A 15334-nucleotide genomic window follows, 5' to 3' on the forward strand; every position below is an offset into this window, starting at 1 on the left:
GCGGTCAAATTACAGATCGTCAATCTGCCAAGGTCGGATGTAAGCGCAGATCTGGCGAGTCGCTACCTCAAGGGTTAAAAACCCCGCACGGACAGCGATATTCGCCCGAATTGAGCTCTTGTGCGGCGTTGACGAAAAGAAGGCGCTCGCATATAAGCCGGCCAATTGTCCGCGATGACCCGGTGTGACCGCCGGGAGCGGCTCTCTTGGGGCCGAAAAAGGCCCGTTTTGGGCAGCATCTTCCGGACTTTATCATCAATTCTACAGGCAAATTGCCCGGTCAGCGGAGAAAAACCCGTGAAGCGGACTTATCAACCCAGCAAACTGGTGCGCAAGCGCCGTCACGGCTTCCGTGCCCGTCTCGCCACGGCCGGCGGCCGAAAGGTGCTCGCCGCCCGCCGCGCCCGCGGCCGCAAGCGTCTGAGCGCCTGAGCCGGACCCCCTTTTTGGGATTTCATCATGGATCGGCTGAGGCAGCGAGCGGATTTCCTCGCCGTTGCCAATGGCGCGCGGGTGAGTAGTCCCGCGTTCGTCCTGCAAAGCCTTGACCGCCGAAGCCTTGACCGCCAAAACCTTGGCCGAGACGACAGCGGCCCGGTCCGGATCGGCTTCACCGTCACCAAAAAGAACGGCAACGCTCCCGAGCGCAATCGCATCCGGCGCCGGCTTCGCGAACTGGTGAAGCGGCTCAATCCGGTGTCGATGCAGCCCCATCATGATTATGTGCTGGTCGGCCGAAGGGACGCGCTCTCGCGCGACTTCGCCACCATGCTCGATGATCTGCGCATAGCGTTCGCGAAGCCCGCACGGCATACGCGCAAGGGACGCGGCTCAAAAAGCAGCCCAACAACCGACGGCTCAAAGCCCGGCCCCGCTCCTGCGACCAGCCGCAAACCGGATTGATGACGAGAGAATGATGACCGACAACCGCAATACCATCCTCGCCGTCATTCTGTCGGGCTTCGTGCTGATCGCCTGGCAGTATTTCTACAACATGCCGGCGATGGAGAAGCAGCGCGCCCAGCAACAGGCGCAGGCCGAACTGCAGAAGGGCACGCCGCAGCCAACGGCTTCCGCGACGCCGGGCGCCACGCCGCAGGCCGGCAGCACGGCCCAGCCGGCGACGCCGAGCGCGAACCAGCAAGCCCAGCCGGTCCAAAGCCGTGACAGCGCGATTGCAGCGAGCCCGCGCGTGAAGATCGAGACGCCGCGGATCGCCGGCAGCATCTCGCTCAAGGGCGGCCGCATCGACGATGTCGCGCTGGTGCAATTCCGCGAAACGGTCGATCCGAAATCACCGCCGATCATTCTGTATTCGCCCTCGGGTACCGCGGAGCCCTATTACGCCGAGTTCGGCTGGGTGCCGGCGACGGGCGTGACGGCGAAACTGCCGGACGCGCAGACCGTCTGGAAGCAGGACGGCAGCGGCAGCCTGACGCCGACCACGCCGGTGGTGCTGAAATGGGACAATGGCGAAGGCCTCAGCTTCCGCCGCACCATCGCGGTCGACGACCACTACCTCTTCACCGTCAAGGACGAGGTGAGCAATGTCGGCAACGCGCCGGTCACGCTCTATCCGTTCGCGCTGATCTCGCGCCACGGCACGCCGCAGGTCTCCGGCTACTACATCCTGCATGAAGGCCTGATCGGCTATCTCGATGGCTTGCAGGAATACGCCTACAAGAAAATCGACGAAGCCCGGACGGTGAACTTCAAGGCCACCAATGGCTGGCTCGGCATGACCGACAAGTACTGGGCCTCGGCGCTGCTGCCGGACACCAGTGCGCAAATTCAGGCGCGCTTCTCGTCGAACCCGAGCGGCAACGTCCACACCTACCAGACCGATTATTTGCTCGATCCCGTCACTGTCGCGATCGGCGGCTCCGCGACCGCGAACGCGCGGCTGTTCGCCGGCGCCAAGGAAGCCAGCGTCGTCGGCATCAACTTCCCGCTCGCCGGCCATGGCGGCTACAACAAGGAACTCGGCCTCAACCATTTCGATCTGTTGATCGACTGGGGCTGGTTCTACTTCATCACCAAGCCGATGTTCCTCGGCCTCGACTTCTTCTACCGCTTCTTCGGCAATTTCGGCATCTCGATCCTGCTCGTGACCGTGATCGTGAAGCTCCTGTTCTTCCCGCTGGCGAACAAGTCCTACGCCTCGATGGCGAAGATGAAGTCGGTCCAACCGCAGCTTCAGGCGCTGAAGGAGCGCTACCCTGACGACAAGGTGAAGCAGCAGCAGGAGATGATGGAGATCTACCGCAAGGAGAAGATCAATCCGGTCGCCGGCTGTCTTCCCGTGGTGATCCAGATCCCGGTGTTCTTCTCGCTGTACAAGGTGCTGTTCGTCACCATCGAGATGCGGCACGCGCCGTTCTTCGGCTGGATCAAGGATCTTTCCGCGCCGGACCCGACCAACCTGTTCACTCTGTTCGGGTTGATCCCGTTCGATCCGACCACTATCCCGGTGTTCGGCCACTACCTCGCGCTCGGCATCTGGCCGATCATCATGGGCATCACGATGTGGTTCCAGATGAAGTTGAATCCGACGCCGCCGGATCCGACGCAGCAGATGATCTTCAACTGGATGCCGCTGATCTTCACCTTCATGCTGGCGGGCTTCCCGGCAGGCCTCGTGATCTACTGGGCCTGGAACAACACGCTCTCGGTGCTGCAGCAGAGCTTCATCATGCGCCGCAACGGCGTGAAGGTGGAGCTGTTCGACAATCTCAAGGCAACGTTCGCGAAGAAGGCGACGTAGCGGTCGTCATTGCGAGGAGCGAGCGACGAAGCAATCCAGAGTCCCTCCGCGGACGCATTTCTGGATTGCTTCGCTTCGCTCGCAATGACGCGGACAAACAGAAAGCCTTCGCATGAATGACGACAAGGATGCGAAGCTGATCGAGGTCGGGCGGAAGCTGTTCACGCGCGACTGGCAGTTCATCTGGGCCTCGCCCTCGACTGAAACGCTGCCGCCGATGGCGGGGCTGGAGATCGCCTTTGCCGGCCGCTCCAATGTCGGCAAGTCCAGCCTGATCAACGCGCTGACCGGGCGCAACGCGCTCGCGCGCACCTCGCATACCCCGGGCCGCACCCAGGAGCTGATCTTCTTCGAGGTCCCCGGGAAAAGTGAACTGCGCCTCGTCGACATGCCCGGCTATGGCTACGCCAAAGCGCCGAAGAGCCAGGTCGCGTCCTGGACCGAGCTGATCCACAAATTCCTGCTCGGACGCGCCAGCCTCGCGCGTGTCTACGTGCTGGTGGACGCGCGGCACGGCCTCAAGGACGTCGATCTCGAAGTCCTGAAGACACTCGATCGCTCCGCGGTCAGCTACCAGATCGTGCTGACCAAGGCCGACCAGATCAAGGCCACCGAGCTCCAATCGCGCATCATCGAGACCGAGGCCGCGCTCGCCAAGCGTCCGGCGGCGTTCCCCAACGTGCTCGCGACCTCGTCGCGGAGCGCGACCGGCATGGCCGAGCTGCGCGCAGCGATCGCAAAGTTGCTGGAAGAGCGAACCTCGTAATGACGGCATTCCGCCTGCTGATCGGGCTTGCCGGCGTGATGGGCGCCGCCGGCGTCGCGCTGGCCGCGGCTTCCGCGCATGGCGGCGATGCGAGCCGGCTCGCCGCCGCAAGTGCCATGCTGCTGTTTCATGCAACCGCCATACTCGCGGCCGTCGCCCTGCTCGGGCGCGGCCTTCTGCACGACGGAATTGGCATCATCGCCGCGTCCGGCTTCGCAGCCGGCGCCGCGCTGTTCGCGGGCGACCTCACGTTGCGGCAATATGCCGGCCATTCGCTGTTTCCCTATGCAGCGCCGACCGGTGGATCGGTGATGATCTTGAGCTGGCTGGCGGTGACGCTCGCCGCGGTGGTGGTGAAGCGCAGTCCGTAGCCCGGATGGAGCCAACGGGTCGGCGCGAAGCGCCGCCCGATGACAGGCTCCGCGCAATCCGGGAGAGCTTGCGCGGGTAGATTCCCGGATTACGCTGCGCTCCATCCGGGCTACGCGGCTGCGTGTGGGGGACGAAGACCACTTTGCGCCCCGCCCGCCAATCGGATAGAACGCGGCCCGAGTATCCCGCCAGCGAGATCCGCCTCATGACCGAAATCTCCCCGCTCGACCAGGCCCGCATCCTGTCCGAAGCGCTGCCGCACATGCAGCAGTATGACGAGGAAACCATCGTCATCAAGTATGGCGGCCATGCCATGGGCGACGAGGAGACCGCGAAGAATTTCGCCCGCGACATCGTGCTGCTCGAGCAGACCGCGATCAATCCGGTGGTGGTGCATGGCGGCGGCCCGCAGATCGCGACCATGCTGAAGCGCCTCGGCATCGTCTCGGAATTCGCAGCCGGCCTGCGCATCACCGATGCCGCGACCATCGAGATCGTCGAGATGGTGCTCGCCGGCTCCGTCAACAAGCAGATCGTCGGCTACATCAACGAGGCCGGCGGCAAGGCCGTGGGGCTATCAGGCAAGGACGCCAATATGGTGAAGGCGTCCAAGACGACGCGCACCATCATGGATCCGGACTCGCACATCGAGAAGGCGGTCGATCTCGGCTTCGTCGGCGATCCCGAGAAAGTCGATCTCACGCTGCTCAACCAGCTGATCGGCTACGAGCTGATCCCGGTGCTGGCACCGCTCGCGACCTCGAAAGAGGGCCAGACGCTGAACGTCAACGCCGACACTTTCGCCGGCGCTGTGGCCGGCGCGCTGAAAGCGAAGCGGCTGCTGCTGCTCACCGACGTGCCGGGCGTGCTCGACAAATCCAAGAAGCTGATCCCGCAGCTCTCGGTGAAGGACGCACGAAAGCTGATCGCCGACGGCACCATTTCCGGCGGCATGATCCCCAAGGTCGAGACCTGCATCTATGCGCTCGAACAGGGCGTGGAGGGTGTCGTCATCATCGACGGCAAGATGCAGCACGCGGTGCTGCTCGAGCTCTTCACCAACACCGGCACGGGCACGCTGATCCACAAGTGATGCGAGAGGCGCCACGCATGAAAGCCGTCATGGCCGGGCAACAGCGCGAAGCGCGTCTTCGCGAAGATGTCCCGGCCATCCACGACCTTTCGTCCCGCGCCAAGAACGTGGATGCCCGGGACAAGCCCGGGCATGACGAGTTGAGGACTCGGCGGCATCGCCGCTCGACCTTGAGCCGTTTCTTGATGACGCTCCCTGCCGCAGCCATCTCGTTCGTGTTCTCCTCCGCACCGGCGTTCGCCGACTTGAAAATCTGCAACCGCATGTCCTATGTCGTCGAGGCCGCGATCGGCATCGACGACAAGGCGGCGACCGCGACGCGTGGCTGGTTCAGGATCGACCCCGCCACCTGCCGCGTGGTGGTGCAAGGCACGCTCTCCGCCGACCGCATCCTGCTCAACGCCCGCGCGCTTGGCGTCTACGGCGCCTCCCCGATCCCGCAGAACGGCAGCGACACGCTGTGCGTCGCGCAGGACAATTTCGTCATCGCGGCCGCGCGGCAGTGCCGCAGTGGCCAGACCCAGGCCGCCTTCACCCAGATCACGCCGACGCAAGGCGCGGACGGCAATTTCGTCGCCTATCTCGCCGAGGACTCCGAATATGACGACGAGCAGGCTCGCCTCGCCGGCATCCAGCGGCTTTTGGTGATCGCAGGCTACGACGCCGCGCCAATCGACGGCGTCGACGGGCCGAAGACGCAAGGCGCGCTGGCCGCTTTCCTGAAGAGCCGCGGATTGTCGTCCGACATCCTGTCGTCGCCGAACTTCTTCAAGACCATGGTCGATGCCGTGCAGACGCCGTCTGCGACCGGCCTCACCTGGTGCAACGACACCACGCACAAGGTAATGGCGGCGGTTGCCACCGACGACGGCAAGGCGGTGACCAGCCGCGGCTGGTATCGCATCGACCCCAAGACCTGCCTGCACCCCGATGTGAGCGGCCAGCCGAAGCAGATCTTCAGCTTCGCGGAAGCCATCGACGCCGACAACCGAATCGTCAAGCTAAAGGACAAGCCGCTGAACTGGGGCGGCGACAAGCAGCTTTGCACGCGCGAGACCAAGTTCGAGACCAACGAGCAGACCGACTGCGGCGCGCGCGGCTTCGCGGCGACGGGTTTTGGCGCGGTGGACATGTCGAGCGGCGGCAAGACGCTGCGGTTTGCGATGCCGTGATTGCTTTTGTGATCGTACCGGTGCCATGCACTCCGCTGTCGTCCTGGCGAAAGCCAGGACCCATGACCCCAGGATCGCGTTTGGCGAAGAACGACGACTAGCGTGCCCCAATGATCGGTCACGGAGTATGGGTCCTGGCTTTCGCCAGGACGACGATTGAGGGTGGGGCGCCGCCGCGGTCAACGGATAGAGAGTGAAAATGAAATCCCCCCGTGCCTTCGGCCATATCGACACCTGGGTGTTCGACCTCGACAACACGCTCTATCCGCACCACGTCAATCTGTGGCAACAGGTCGATGCGCGGATCACCGAGTTCGTTTGCAATTGGCTCGATCTGACAGCGGTGGAAGCGCGCAAGATCCAGAAGGATTATTACCAGCGCTTCGGCACCACCATGCGCGGCATGATGACCCTGCATGGCGTCCGCGCCGACGACTATCTCGCCTATGTCCACAAGATCGACCACTCTCCGCTAGAGCCGAACCCGGCGCTGGGCGAGGCCATCGCAAAACTGCCGGGACGAAAGCTGATCCTGACCAACGGTTCGGTCGATCATGTCGATGCGGTGCTGGCGCGGCTCGGCTTTGCCACGCATTTCGACGGCGTGTTCGACATCATCGCCGCCGACTTCGAGCCGAAGCCGGCGCCGCAGACCTACCGCAAGTTTCTCGCCGACCATTCGGTCGATCCGACCCGCGCCGCGATGTTCGAAGACCTCGCCCGCAACCTCACCGTCCCGCACGAACTCGGCATGACCACCGTGCTGGTGATACCGGATGGGACGAAAGAGGTCGTGCGCGAGGACTGGGAATTGGCGGGCCGTGATGCCGCCCATGTCGACCATGTCACGGATGATCTCGCGGGTTTTTTGGGCAGGCTGTCTCCCAAATAACCGCTGTCGTCCTGGCGAAAGCCAGGACCCATTATCCCGGGGTGGAATTTGGCGCGAGCTGATAACTACCAGCCTTCGCCAAACACCTCCCAGGGGTAATGGGTCCTGGGTCGGCGCTCACGTTGTTCGCTTGTCCAGGACGACGATGGAGGACGACACTGAGTTTGCCTTGACTCCGTCCTCCCAAATCCCGAAAAAGCGCTCCAAATCACCGCAAATTCCCGCCCGCCTTTGAGGAAATCCCGATGTCCCTGTCCGCCCTCGAATCCACCATCAACGGCGCCTTCGAGGCGCGCGACGGCGTCTCGACCTCGACCAAGGGCGAGGTCCGCGAGGCCGTGGATCACGCGCTGGAGATTCTGGACAAGGGCGAGGCCCGCGTTGCCGAGCGCGGCACCGACGGCAAGTGGAAGGTCAATCAATGGCTGAAGAAGGCGGTGCTGCTCTCGTTCCGCCTCAACGACATGGGCGCCATTCCCGGCGGCCCCGGCAAGGCGACCTGGTGGGACAAGGTGCCCTCGAAGTTCGACGGCTGGGGTGAGAACCGTTTTCGCGACGCCGGTTTCCGCGCCGTCCCCGGCGCCATCGTGCGCCGCTCGGCCTTCATCGCCCGCAACGTCGTGCTGATGCCGTCTTTCGTCAATCTCGGCGCCTATGTCGATGAATCCACCATGATCGACACCTGGTCGACGGTCGGCTCCTGCGCGCAGATCGGCAAGCGCGTGCACATCTCCGGCGGCGTCGGCATCGGCGGCGTGCTCGAGCCGCTGCAGGCCGAGCCCGTGATCATCGAGGACGATTGCTTCATCGGCGCGCGCTCCGAGGTCGCCGAAGGCGTGATCGTGCGCAAGGGCGCGGTGCTGTCGATGGGCGTATTCCTGGGTGCCTCGACCAAGATCGTCGACCGCGACACTGGCGAGATCTTCATCGGCGAAGTGCCTGAGTATTCGGTCGTCGTTCCCGGCGCGCTGCCCGGCAAGCCCATGAAGAACGGCCAGATCGGCCCGAGCACCGCCTGCGCCGTCATCGTCAAACGCGTCGACGAGCGCACGCGCTCCAAGACCAGCATCAACGAGCTGCTGCGGGATTGATTGGGGCGCGCATGACCGATGCTCTCTCGATTGCCCGCGATCTCATCCGCTGTCCCTCGGTAACTCCGGCCGATGCCGGTGCGCTGGGCGTGCTCGAACAAGTCCTCAACGCGGCCGGCTTCACATGCCACCGCGTCACCTTCAGCGAGCCCGGCACCGCCGACGTCGACAATCTCTATGCGCGGATCGGCACTGACGGGCCGCACATCACCTTTGCCGGCCACACCGACGTGGTGCCGCCGGGCGACGAGAGCGCCTGGAGCGTCGGTGCATTCTCCGGCGAGGTGAAGGACGGCTTTCTGCACGGCCGCGGCGCGGTCGACATGAAGGGTGGCATCGCCTGCTCGGTCGCCGCGGTGCTGGAGCATCTCGCCGCGAACGGCGGCAAGCCACGCAGCGACGGCCAAAAATCGGGCTCGGGTTCGATCTCGTTCCTGATCACCGGCGACGAGGAAGACGTCTCCATCAACGGTACCATCAAGCTGCTGAAGTGGGCGGCGGAGCGCGGCGAGAAATTCGACCATTGCGTGCTGGGCGAGCCCTCCAATGTCGAGACCCTCGGCGACACCATCAAGGTCGGCCGCCGCGGCTCGCAATCCGGCACGCTGTATGTCGACGGCGTGCAGGGCCACGTCGCTTATCCGCACCGCGCCGCCAATCCGGTGCCTGATATCTCGCGGCTGATCGTGGCGATCTCGGATGAGCCGCTCGACCATGGCAGCGCGCAGTTCCAGGCCTCCAATCTCGAATTCACCTCGGTCGACGTCGGCAACACCGCCAACAACGTCATCCCGGGCCAGGCCCGCGCAAAATTCAACATCCGCTACAACGACAATCACACCCAGGCGAGCCTGCGCGAGCTGGTCGAGACGCGGCTGACCAAAGCCTGCGGCAACCGGATCCGCGCCCGCATCGTCTGGGAGCCCTCGAACTCGAACGTGTTCGTGACCAAGCCTGGCCCGTTCACCGAACTCGCGGTGTCCGCGATCGAGGAAGTGACGGGCCGCAAGCCGGAGCTGTCGACCTCAGGCGGCACCTCGGATGCGCGCTTCATCTCGAGCTATTGCCCGGTGATCGAGTTCGGCCTGGTCGGCCAGACCATGCACCAGGTCGACGAGCGCGTGCCGGTCAGGGACCTGGAGCAGCTGACCAAGGTGTATCGCGGGATTTTGACGCGGTATTTTGGGTAGGCTCTTCTGCCCGCCCAAACTCCGCTGTCATCGCCCGGCTTGACCGGGCGATCCAGTATTCCAGAGACGGCAGTGACTGAGCCGAGAGGCCGCGGCGTACTGGATGCCCCGGTCAAGCCGGGGCATGACAGTGGTGGATGTAGCGAGAGCGCGCGCCCTCACCCCAATCAGTAATCCACCTGCATCAGATACAGCCCGTCCGGCGGGGCGACGATGCCGCAGGCGGCGCGGTTGCGTGCAGCGAGCGCTGCGGAGAGATCTTCGGCGGTCCAGCGGCCTTCGCCGACCCACATCAGCGACCCCACCATCGAGCGCACCTGGCTGTGCAGGAACGAGCGCGCCGAGGTGAGAATCGTGATCTCGCGCCCGTCGCGCAGCACGTCGAGTTGATCGAGCGTCTTCTCCGGCGACCTGGCCTGGCACTCGGTGTCGCGGAAGGTGGTGAAATCGTGCTTGCCGAGCAGGCGTTGTGCCGCCGCATGCATCGCATCGGCATCGAGCCGGCGCGGCACACGCCAGGCGTGGCCGGCATCGAGCGCGAGATTGGCGCGGGTGTTGACGATGCGGTAGCGATAGTGGCGCTTGATGGCCGAGAAGCGCGCCTCGAAAGTCTCCGGCACGATATCGGCTTCGAGCACGGCGATGGGATGCGGGCGCAAATGCGCATTCAAGCCGTCGCGAAAACGGCCCTGCGGAAACTGCTTGTCGATATCGACATGCGCGACCTGGCCGCGCGCATGCACGCCGGCATCGGTGCGCCCGGCGCCGTGCACGCGTGCATCCGCGCCGGTCATCGCCTTCACCGCCGCTTCCAGCGCGCCCTGCACCGAGGGCAGCGTCTCCTGCACCTGCCAGCCGAAGAACGGCGCGCCGTCATATTCGATGATGAGCTTGTAGCGGGGCATCTTGTCCAGTTTCGCTGTCATCGCCCGGCTCGACCGGGCGATCCAGTACTCCGCAGCCTATCCGTTCGACCGAGAAGCCTCGGCGTACTGGATACCCCGCCTTCGCGGGGTATGACAGCGTCAGGTGAATTTGGCGCCGGGCTTCAACGGCACGCCACGCAGGAAATCCGCGGCCTGCATGCGTGCCTTGCCTTCGCGCTGGAGCTCGATCAGGCGGATTGCGCCTTCGCCGCAGGCAATGGTGAGGTGATCGTCGAGCACCTCGCCGGGTGCGCCCGCGCCTATCGCCAGTTCGCAACGCAGGATTTTTACGCGCGCGTTCTCGCTCACGCCGGTGAGCTCGGCCCAGGCGCCGGGAAACGGCGACAGGCCGTGGATATGGCGCAGCACCTCGCGCGCGGGCCTGGTCCAGTCGATCCGCGCTTCGGCCTTGTCGATCTTGGCGGCGTAGGTGACGCCATCCTCGCTCTGCTGCTTGAGCTGAAGTCCGCCGCGGTCGAGCGCGGCCATGGCGCGCACCATCAGATCGGCACCGAGCCGGGCCAGACGATCGTGCAGATCGAGCGCGGTCATATTGTCCGTGATCGCGAGCCGTTCCGCCATGGCGACGTCGCCGGTGTCGAGGCCAACATCCATCTTCATCACCATCACGCCGCTCTCGGCATCGCCGGCCATGATCGCGCGATTGATGGGAGCAGCACCGCGCCAGCGTGGCAGCAGCGAAGCGTGCAGATTGTAGCAGCCGAGCTTTGGCGCATCGAGGATCGCCTGCGGCAGGATCATGCCATAGGCGACGACGACGGCCGCATCGGCGTCGAAGGCGCGGAATTCTTCCCGCGCCTCCGGCGTCTTCAACGTCTTCGGCGTCAGCACGGGCACGCCGAGCTTTCGCGCGGCCTCTTCCACCGGGGTCGGCTGCAATTGCAGGCCACGCCGTCCGCCGGGCTTCGGCGCGCGCGTATACACGGCCGCGATCTCGTGGCCGTGCGCGACGAGCTCGAGCAGCGTCGGCACGGAGAAATCGGGCGTGCCCATGAAGATCAGGCGGAGGGGCATGACAAGGACTCGGTACGTTCCCTCCCCCCTTGTGGGGGAGGGTTAGGGAGAGGGGTGCCACACGACGCGCTCTCTCGGTTTGAGGTTTCGCGGCACGCACCTGATTCAGATGACGGAGAGACTTCCGTCTGGGCTACCCCTCTCCCCCGCCCTCCCCCACAAGGGGGGAGGGAGCGCAGGGGAGTGTGAGGCAGCACTAAACCTTACTCACTCGCCGCGCTTGGCGGCTTTCTCGAATTTCTTCAGCACGCGGTCGCGCTTGAGCTTCGACAGATAGTCGACGAACAGCACGCCGTTGAGATGGTCGATCTCGTGCTGGATGCAGGTGGCGTAGAGGCCTTCGGCGTCCTCCTCATGCACCTTGCCGTCCAGATCGATGTAGCGCACCCGCACCTTCGCGGGACGCTCGACCTCCTCGTAATATTCGGGGATCGACAGGCAGCCTTCCTCGTAGACCGACAGGTCCTCCGAGGAGGCGATGATTTCCGGATTGATGAAGACGCGCGGCTCGGGCTTGGTCTCGCCGTCCTGGTCGGGCTTGGCGAGGTCCATGGTGATCAGCCGCAACGGCTGCGCGATCTGGATCGCCGCGAGCCCGATGCCGGGCGCGTCGTACATGGTCTCGAACATGTCGTCGGCAAGCTTGCGGATCTCCGGCGTGACCTTCTCGATCGGCTTGGAGACCAGACGCAGCTGCTTGTCGGGCAGGATGATGATTTCTCTGAGGGCCATGGCCGCGATTTAAGCCGCGCGTTCGATGCGGTCAATGCGGCCGGGAACCCGTTAACCCTCCGCTAACCATAAAACTTCGGGTTTCGTTAACCATCAAAATTAACAGGGCATTACCTCGAAATGTTCGCTATTCGTTCGTGCCACAGTGCGAATCGGCTAGAAGGGCAGGCATGAACGAGATCATTTTCACGGCTGGCGACTGGCCGGTGCGCACGGTGGACGCGCTGATCGGCTTCGGCGCGCTGGTCCTCATCCTGCTGGCGGTCATCGCCGTGGTGATTGCACGCTCGGGGCGGCGCGGCGCGGAACTCGCGATGGCCAACGCGATCCGCGCCGACGAACTCGAGGAGCGCATCAGCCAGATGCTGCATGCCCAGAGCGAGGCTTCGGGGCGGGTCGATGCCATGACCCAGACGCTGGCCGGCCGCCAGGCAGACATGGCACGCGCGGTCAACGAGCGGCTGGATTCGGTGACCCACCGGGTCGGTCAATCCATGGAGCACACCACCCGCAACACCATGGAGAGCCTGCGCGCGCTGCACGAGCGGCTCGGCATCATCGACAGCGCGCACAAGAACCTCACCGACCTCACCACGCAGGTGACGACCCTGCGCGACGTGCTCGCCAACAAGCAGTCGCGCGGCGCCTTCGGTCAGGCGCGAATGGAGGCGATCGTCCAGGACGGTCTGCCGAAGGGCGCCTACGAGTTCCAGTTCACGCTCTCGACCGGCAAGCGTCCGGACTGCGTCGTGTTCCTGCCCGACCAGCGGCCGCTCTGCATCGACGCGAAATTTCCGCTGGAAGCGATGACCGCGCTGCATGATGCGCGCACCGATGAGGAAAAGCGGATCGCCACGCAGCGGCTGCGCGGCGACGTGATGAAGCACGTCAGCGACATCGCCGAAAAATATCTCGTCGCCGGCGAGACCCAGGAAATGGCGCTGATGTTCGTGCCGTCGGAATCGGTCTACGCCGAAATTCACGACGGTTTCGACGACGTGATCCAGAAGGCGTATCGCGCCCGCGTCGTGCTGGTGTCGCCGTCGCTCTTGATGCTCGCGATCCAGGTGATGCAGCAGATCATGAAGGACGCGCGCATGCGCGATGCCGCCGACCAGATCCAGACCGAGGTGATCAAGCTCGGCGACGATCTCGGCCGCCTGCGCGAGCGCGTGCTGAAATTGCAGAAACACTTTGCCGACGCCAACGAAGACGTCCGCCAGATCCTGATCTCCGCCGACAAGATCGAGAAGCGCGCCGGGCGCATCGAAGAGCTCGATTTCAGCAAGACCGATGCGCCCGAAGCCCCGCATCTGGTGGCGACCGGCGCTGCCGAGCTGTTCCCGAGGAAGCTCCAGGCGGGGGAGTGATTCTACGCTGAGATGCGGTAACCTGCCGCCTCAATCTCGCTGTCGCCGCCCGGCTTGACCGGGCGACCCAGTATCCCAGAGGCGGCAGATGGGCGCTCGCTGCTACTACGTCTACATTCTCGCCAGCAAGATGGGTGGCACGCTTTATATTGGCGTAACGAACGATCTCATCCGCCGGGTGGCAGAGCACAAGTTGAAACTGATCGAGAGCTTCACGAAAGACTACGATGTCGTGAAGCTCGTTTACTTCGAGCAGATCGACGACCCCGAGAATGCGATCGAACGGGAGAAGCGGCTGAAGAAGTGGAAGCGCGATTGGAAGATCGCGTTGATCGAGAAAGACAATCCGGATTGGAACGATCTCTATTCGGGGATTGCTGGCCCCCATAATGCCGGCCTCTGGAATACTGGGTCGCCCGGTCAAGCCGGGCGACGACACCTCCTCTTTGGCCGGCAGGAGCGACACCTCACTTGTGGCGGCCAGAATCTGCTAACACCACCCCATGACCGCACCCGACGCGACCTCCCCCGCCAGGCCCGATACGACCCCCACCTCCTGGCGTGACAGCCTTGCCGTTTACCTGCAACGGCGGGTGCTGATCGTGCTGTTCCTCGGCTTCTCGTCCGGGCTGCCGCTGGCGCTGTCGGGCTCGACGCTGTTGGTGTGGATGCGGGAGTCGGGCGTCGATCTCAAGACCATCGGGCTGTTTGCGCTGGTCGGCACGCCCTACACGCTGAAATTCCTGTGGGCGCCGCTGGTCGATGCGATGCATGTGCCACTGTTCACGCGTGCGCTCGGGCGACGACGCGGTTGGCTGCTGTTCTCGCAATTGCTGCTGATCGTCGCGATCCTGCTGCTGGCGCTGACCGATCCCGCGCGCTCGCCGTTCTATGTCGCGCTCGGCGCATTGCTGGTGGCGACGGCCTCGTCGACGCAGGACATCGTGGTCGATGCCTTCCGCGTCGAGAGCCTGCCGGAAAGCGAGCAGGCCGCCGGCATGGCATCCTATGTCGCGGCCTATCGCATCGGCATGCTGGTCTCGACCGCCGGCGCGCTGTTCATTGTGTCGGGCTTCGAGAGCACCGGCATCACCCGCACATCCGCCTGGATGTGGGGTTATGTGGTGATGGCGGCGATGGTGCTGATCGGGACGATCACGGCGCTGATCGCGACCGAACCCGAGCAGTCGGTGCGGGCGGAAGCTGCGACGCAGACGCAAACCGCGTTCGCGCGCGTGCTGCACGCGGCGATCGGCGCCTTCTCGGAATTCCTGACGCGCAAGGACGCGCTTGCGGCACTCGCCTTCGTCGTGCTGTTCAAGTTCACCGACGCCTTCTCCGGCACGATGACCGCGCCGTTCGTGATCGACCTCGGCTTCTCCCGCAACGACTATGCCGCGATCGTGAAGGGTGTGGGCCTCGCTGCGACGCTGATCGGCGGCTTTGCCGGCGGCTTCGTCGCCCGGCGCTATTCGCTCGCGAGCAGCCTCTGGATCGGCGGCGTGGTGCAGGCGCTCGCGAACCTCTCCTTCTCCTGGCTCGCCTTCGTCGGCACCAGCCAATGGGCGCTCGCCTTCGCCATCACTTGTGAGAACTTCACCAGCGCCATCGGCACGGTGATCTTCGTCGCCTATCTCTCGGCGCTCTGCCAGAACCCGCTGCACACGGCGACGCAATATGCGCTGCTCACCGCGCTTGCCGCGGTGGGGCGGACCTATCTCTCGTCAGGCGCCGGCTTCGTGGCTGATACCACCGGCTGGCCGCTGTTCTTCGTGATCTGCATGCTGGTGGCGATCCCGAGCCTGGTGCTGCTGGCCTGGCTGCAGAAGCGCGGGCATTTCGATGCGTTGGGGCCGGTCAGGGTTTGACACTGCCCTCTCTCCTCGTCATTGCGAGCGAAGCGAAGCAATCCAGACTGCCGCCGCGGACAC

Annotated in this window: 15 protein-coding genes and 1 pseudogene; 13 read left to right on the forward strand and 3 right to left on the reverse strand. The window is 64.4% G+C overall.

From position 1 onward, the window contains the following. Nucleotides 1–297: 297 nt before the first annotated feature. The 10 genes from rpmH to dapE all read left to right on the forward strand — a co-directional run bounded on the left by rpmH (nucleotide 298) and on the right by dapE (nucleotide 9340). On the forward strand, nucleotides 298–432 hold the full coding sequence (rpmH, locus tag ABIB80_RS01725; RefSeq protein ID WP_008542748.1) for a 50S ribosomal protein L34: 135 nt from the start codon (nucleotides 298–300) through the stop codon (nucleotides 430–432). Between the two features lie 27 nt (nucleotides 433–459). Further along, nucleotides 460–903 (forward strand): ribonuclease P protein component, encoded by a 444-nt coding sequence (gene rnpA, locus ABIB80_RS01730; protein WP_354126955.1) that lies wholly within the window; start codon nucleotides 460–462, stop codon nucleotides 901–903. A gap of 13 nt (nucleotides 904–916) precedes the next feature. Further along, nucleotides 917–2764, forward strand: a complete 1848-nt coding sequence (gene yidC, locus ABIB80_RS01735; RefSeq protein ID WP_354127105.1) for a membrane protein insertase YidC — start codon at nucleotides 917–919, stop codon at nucleotides 2762–2764. A gap of 112 nt (nucleotides 2765–2876) precedes the next feature. Further along, a complete protein-coding gene (yihA, locus tag ABIB80_RS01740) occupies nucleotides 2877–3530 on the forward strand; it encodes a ribosome biogenesis GTP-binding protein YihA/YsxC (protein WP_007597680.1) in 654 nt (217 codons plus the stop codon). Then, nucleotides 3530–3901, forward strand: a complete 372-nt coding sequence (locus ABIB80_RS01745; RefSeq protein ID WP_007597682.1) for a DUF423 domain-containing protein — start codon at nucleotides 3530–3532, stop codon at nucleotides 3899–3901. The genes yihA and ABIB80_RS01745 overlap by 1 nt, the downstream gene beginning before the upstream one ends. Before the next feature lie 206 nt (nucleotides 3902–4107). Next, nucleotides 4108–4995, forward strand: coding sequence for an acetylglutamate kinase (argB, locus tag ABIB80_RS01750; RefSeq protein ID WP_007597683.1), 888 nt, complete (start codon nucleotides 4108–4110; stop codon nucleotides 4993–4995). A gap of 185 nt (nucleotides 4996–5180) precedes the next feature. Beyond that, complete coding sequence (locus ABIB80_RS01755; RefSeq protein ID WP_354127106.1) at nucleotides 5181–6167, forward strand: DUF1036 domain-containing protein; 987 nt, start codon at nucleotides 5181–5183, stop codon at nucleotides 6165–6167. A gap of 199 nt (nucleotides 6168–6366) precedes the next feature. Further along, complete coding sequence (locus tag ABIB80_RS01760) at nucleotides 6367–7059, forward strand: pyrimidine 5'-nucleotidase (RefSeq protein WP_354126956.1); 693 nt, start codon at nucleotides 6367–6369, stop codon at nucleotides 7057–7059. A gap of 245 nt (nucleotides 7060–7304) precedes the next feature. Beyond that, nucleotides 7305–8150, forward strand: a complete 846-nt coding sequence (dapD, locus tag ABIB80_RS01765; RefSeq protein WP_354126957.1) for a 2,3,4,5-tetrahydropyridine-2,6-dicarboxylate N-succinyltransferase — start codon at nucleotides 7305–7307, stop codon at nucleotides 8148–8150. An 11-nt stretch (nucleotides 8151–8161) separates the two neighbouring features. Continuing rightward, nucleotides 8162–9340: a succinyl-diaminopimelate desuccinylase gene (gene dapE / locus ABIB80_RS01770; RefSeq protein ID WP_354126958.1), complete on the forward strand. Its 1179-nt coding sequence runs from the start codon at nucleotides 8162–8164 to the stop codon at nucleotides 9338–9340. A gap of 167 nt (nucleotides 9341–9507) precedes the next feature. Here dapE and truA read toward each other — a convergent pair whose 3' ends face one another. The 3 genes from truA to def all read right to left on the reverse strand — a co-directional run bounded on the left by truA (nucleotide 9508) and on the right by def (nucleotide 12033). Continuing rightward, entirely contained in the window at nucleotides 9508–10245 is a 738-nt protein-coding gene (gene truA / locus ABIB80_RS01775) for a tRNA pseudouridine(38-40) synthase TruA (RefSeq protein WP_219682528.1), read from the reverse strand. Between the two features lie 120 nt (nucleotides 10246–10365). Further along, nucleotides 10366–11301, reverse strand: coding sequence for a methionyl-tRNA formyltransferase (fmt, locus tag ABIB80_RS01780; RefSeq protein WP_354126959.1), 936 nt, complete (start codon nucleotides 11299–11301; stop codon nucleotides 10366–10368). 207 nt (nucleotides 11302–11508) lie between these two features. Continuing rightward, nucleotides 11509–12033 carry a peptide deformylase gene (gene def / locus ABIB80_RS01785; RefSeq protein WP_219682519.1) on the reverse strand — a complete coding sequence of 175 codons (525 nt, stop codon included), beginning with the start codon at nucleotides 12031–12033 and terminating at the stop codon, nucleotides 11509–11511. A gap of 170 nt (nucleotides 12034–12203) precedes the next feature. Between def and ABIB80_RS01790 the strand changes: the two genes are divergently transcribed. The 3 genes and pseudogenes from ABIB80_RS01790 to ABIB80_RS01800 all read left to right on the forward strand — a co-directional run bounded on the left by ABIB80_RS01790 (nucleotide 12204) and on the right by ABIB80_RS01800 (nucleotide 15271). Beyond that, nucleotides 12204–13403, forward strand: a complete 1200-nt coding sequence (locus ABIB80_RS01790) for a DNA recombination protein RmuC (protein WP_354126960.1) — start codon at nucleotides 12204–12206, stop codon at nucleotides 13401–13403. 88 nt (nucleotides 13404–13491) lie between these two features. Further along, nucleotides 13492–13788 (forward strand): annotated as a pseudogene (locus ABIB80_RS01795) (GIY-YIG nuclease family protein); the annotation flags it as partial. Between the two features lie 118 nt (nucleotides 13789–13906). Then, nucleotides 13907–15271: an AmpG family muropeptide MFS transporter gene (locus ABIB80_RS01800; protein WP_354126961.1), complete on the forward strand. Its 1365-nt coding sequence runs from the start codon at nucleotides 13907–13909 to the stop codon at nucleotides 15269–15271. Nucleotides 15272–15334 lie beyond the last annotated feature (63 nt).

It is taken from the genome of Bradyrhizobium sp. i1.15.2, from assembly GCF_040548425.1.
Taxonomy (GTDB): domain Bacteria; phylum Pseudomonadota; class Alphaproteobacteria; order Rhizobiales; family Xanthobacteraceae; genus Bradyrhizobium; species Bradyrhizobium canariense.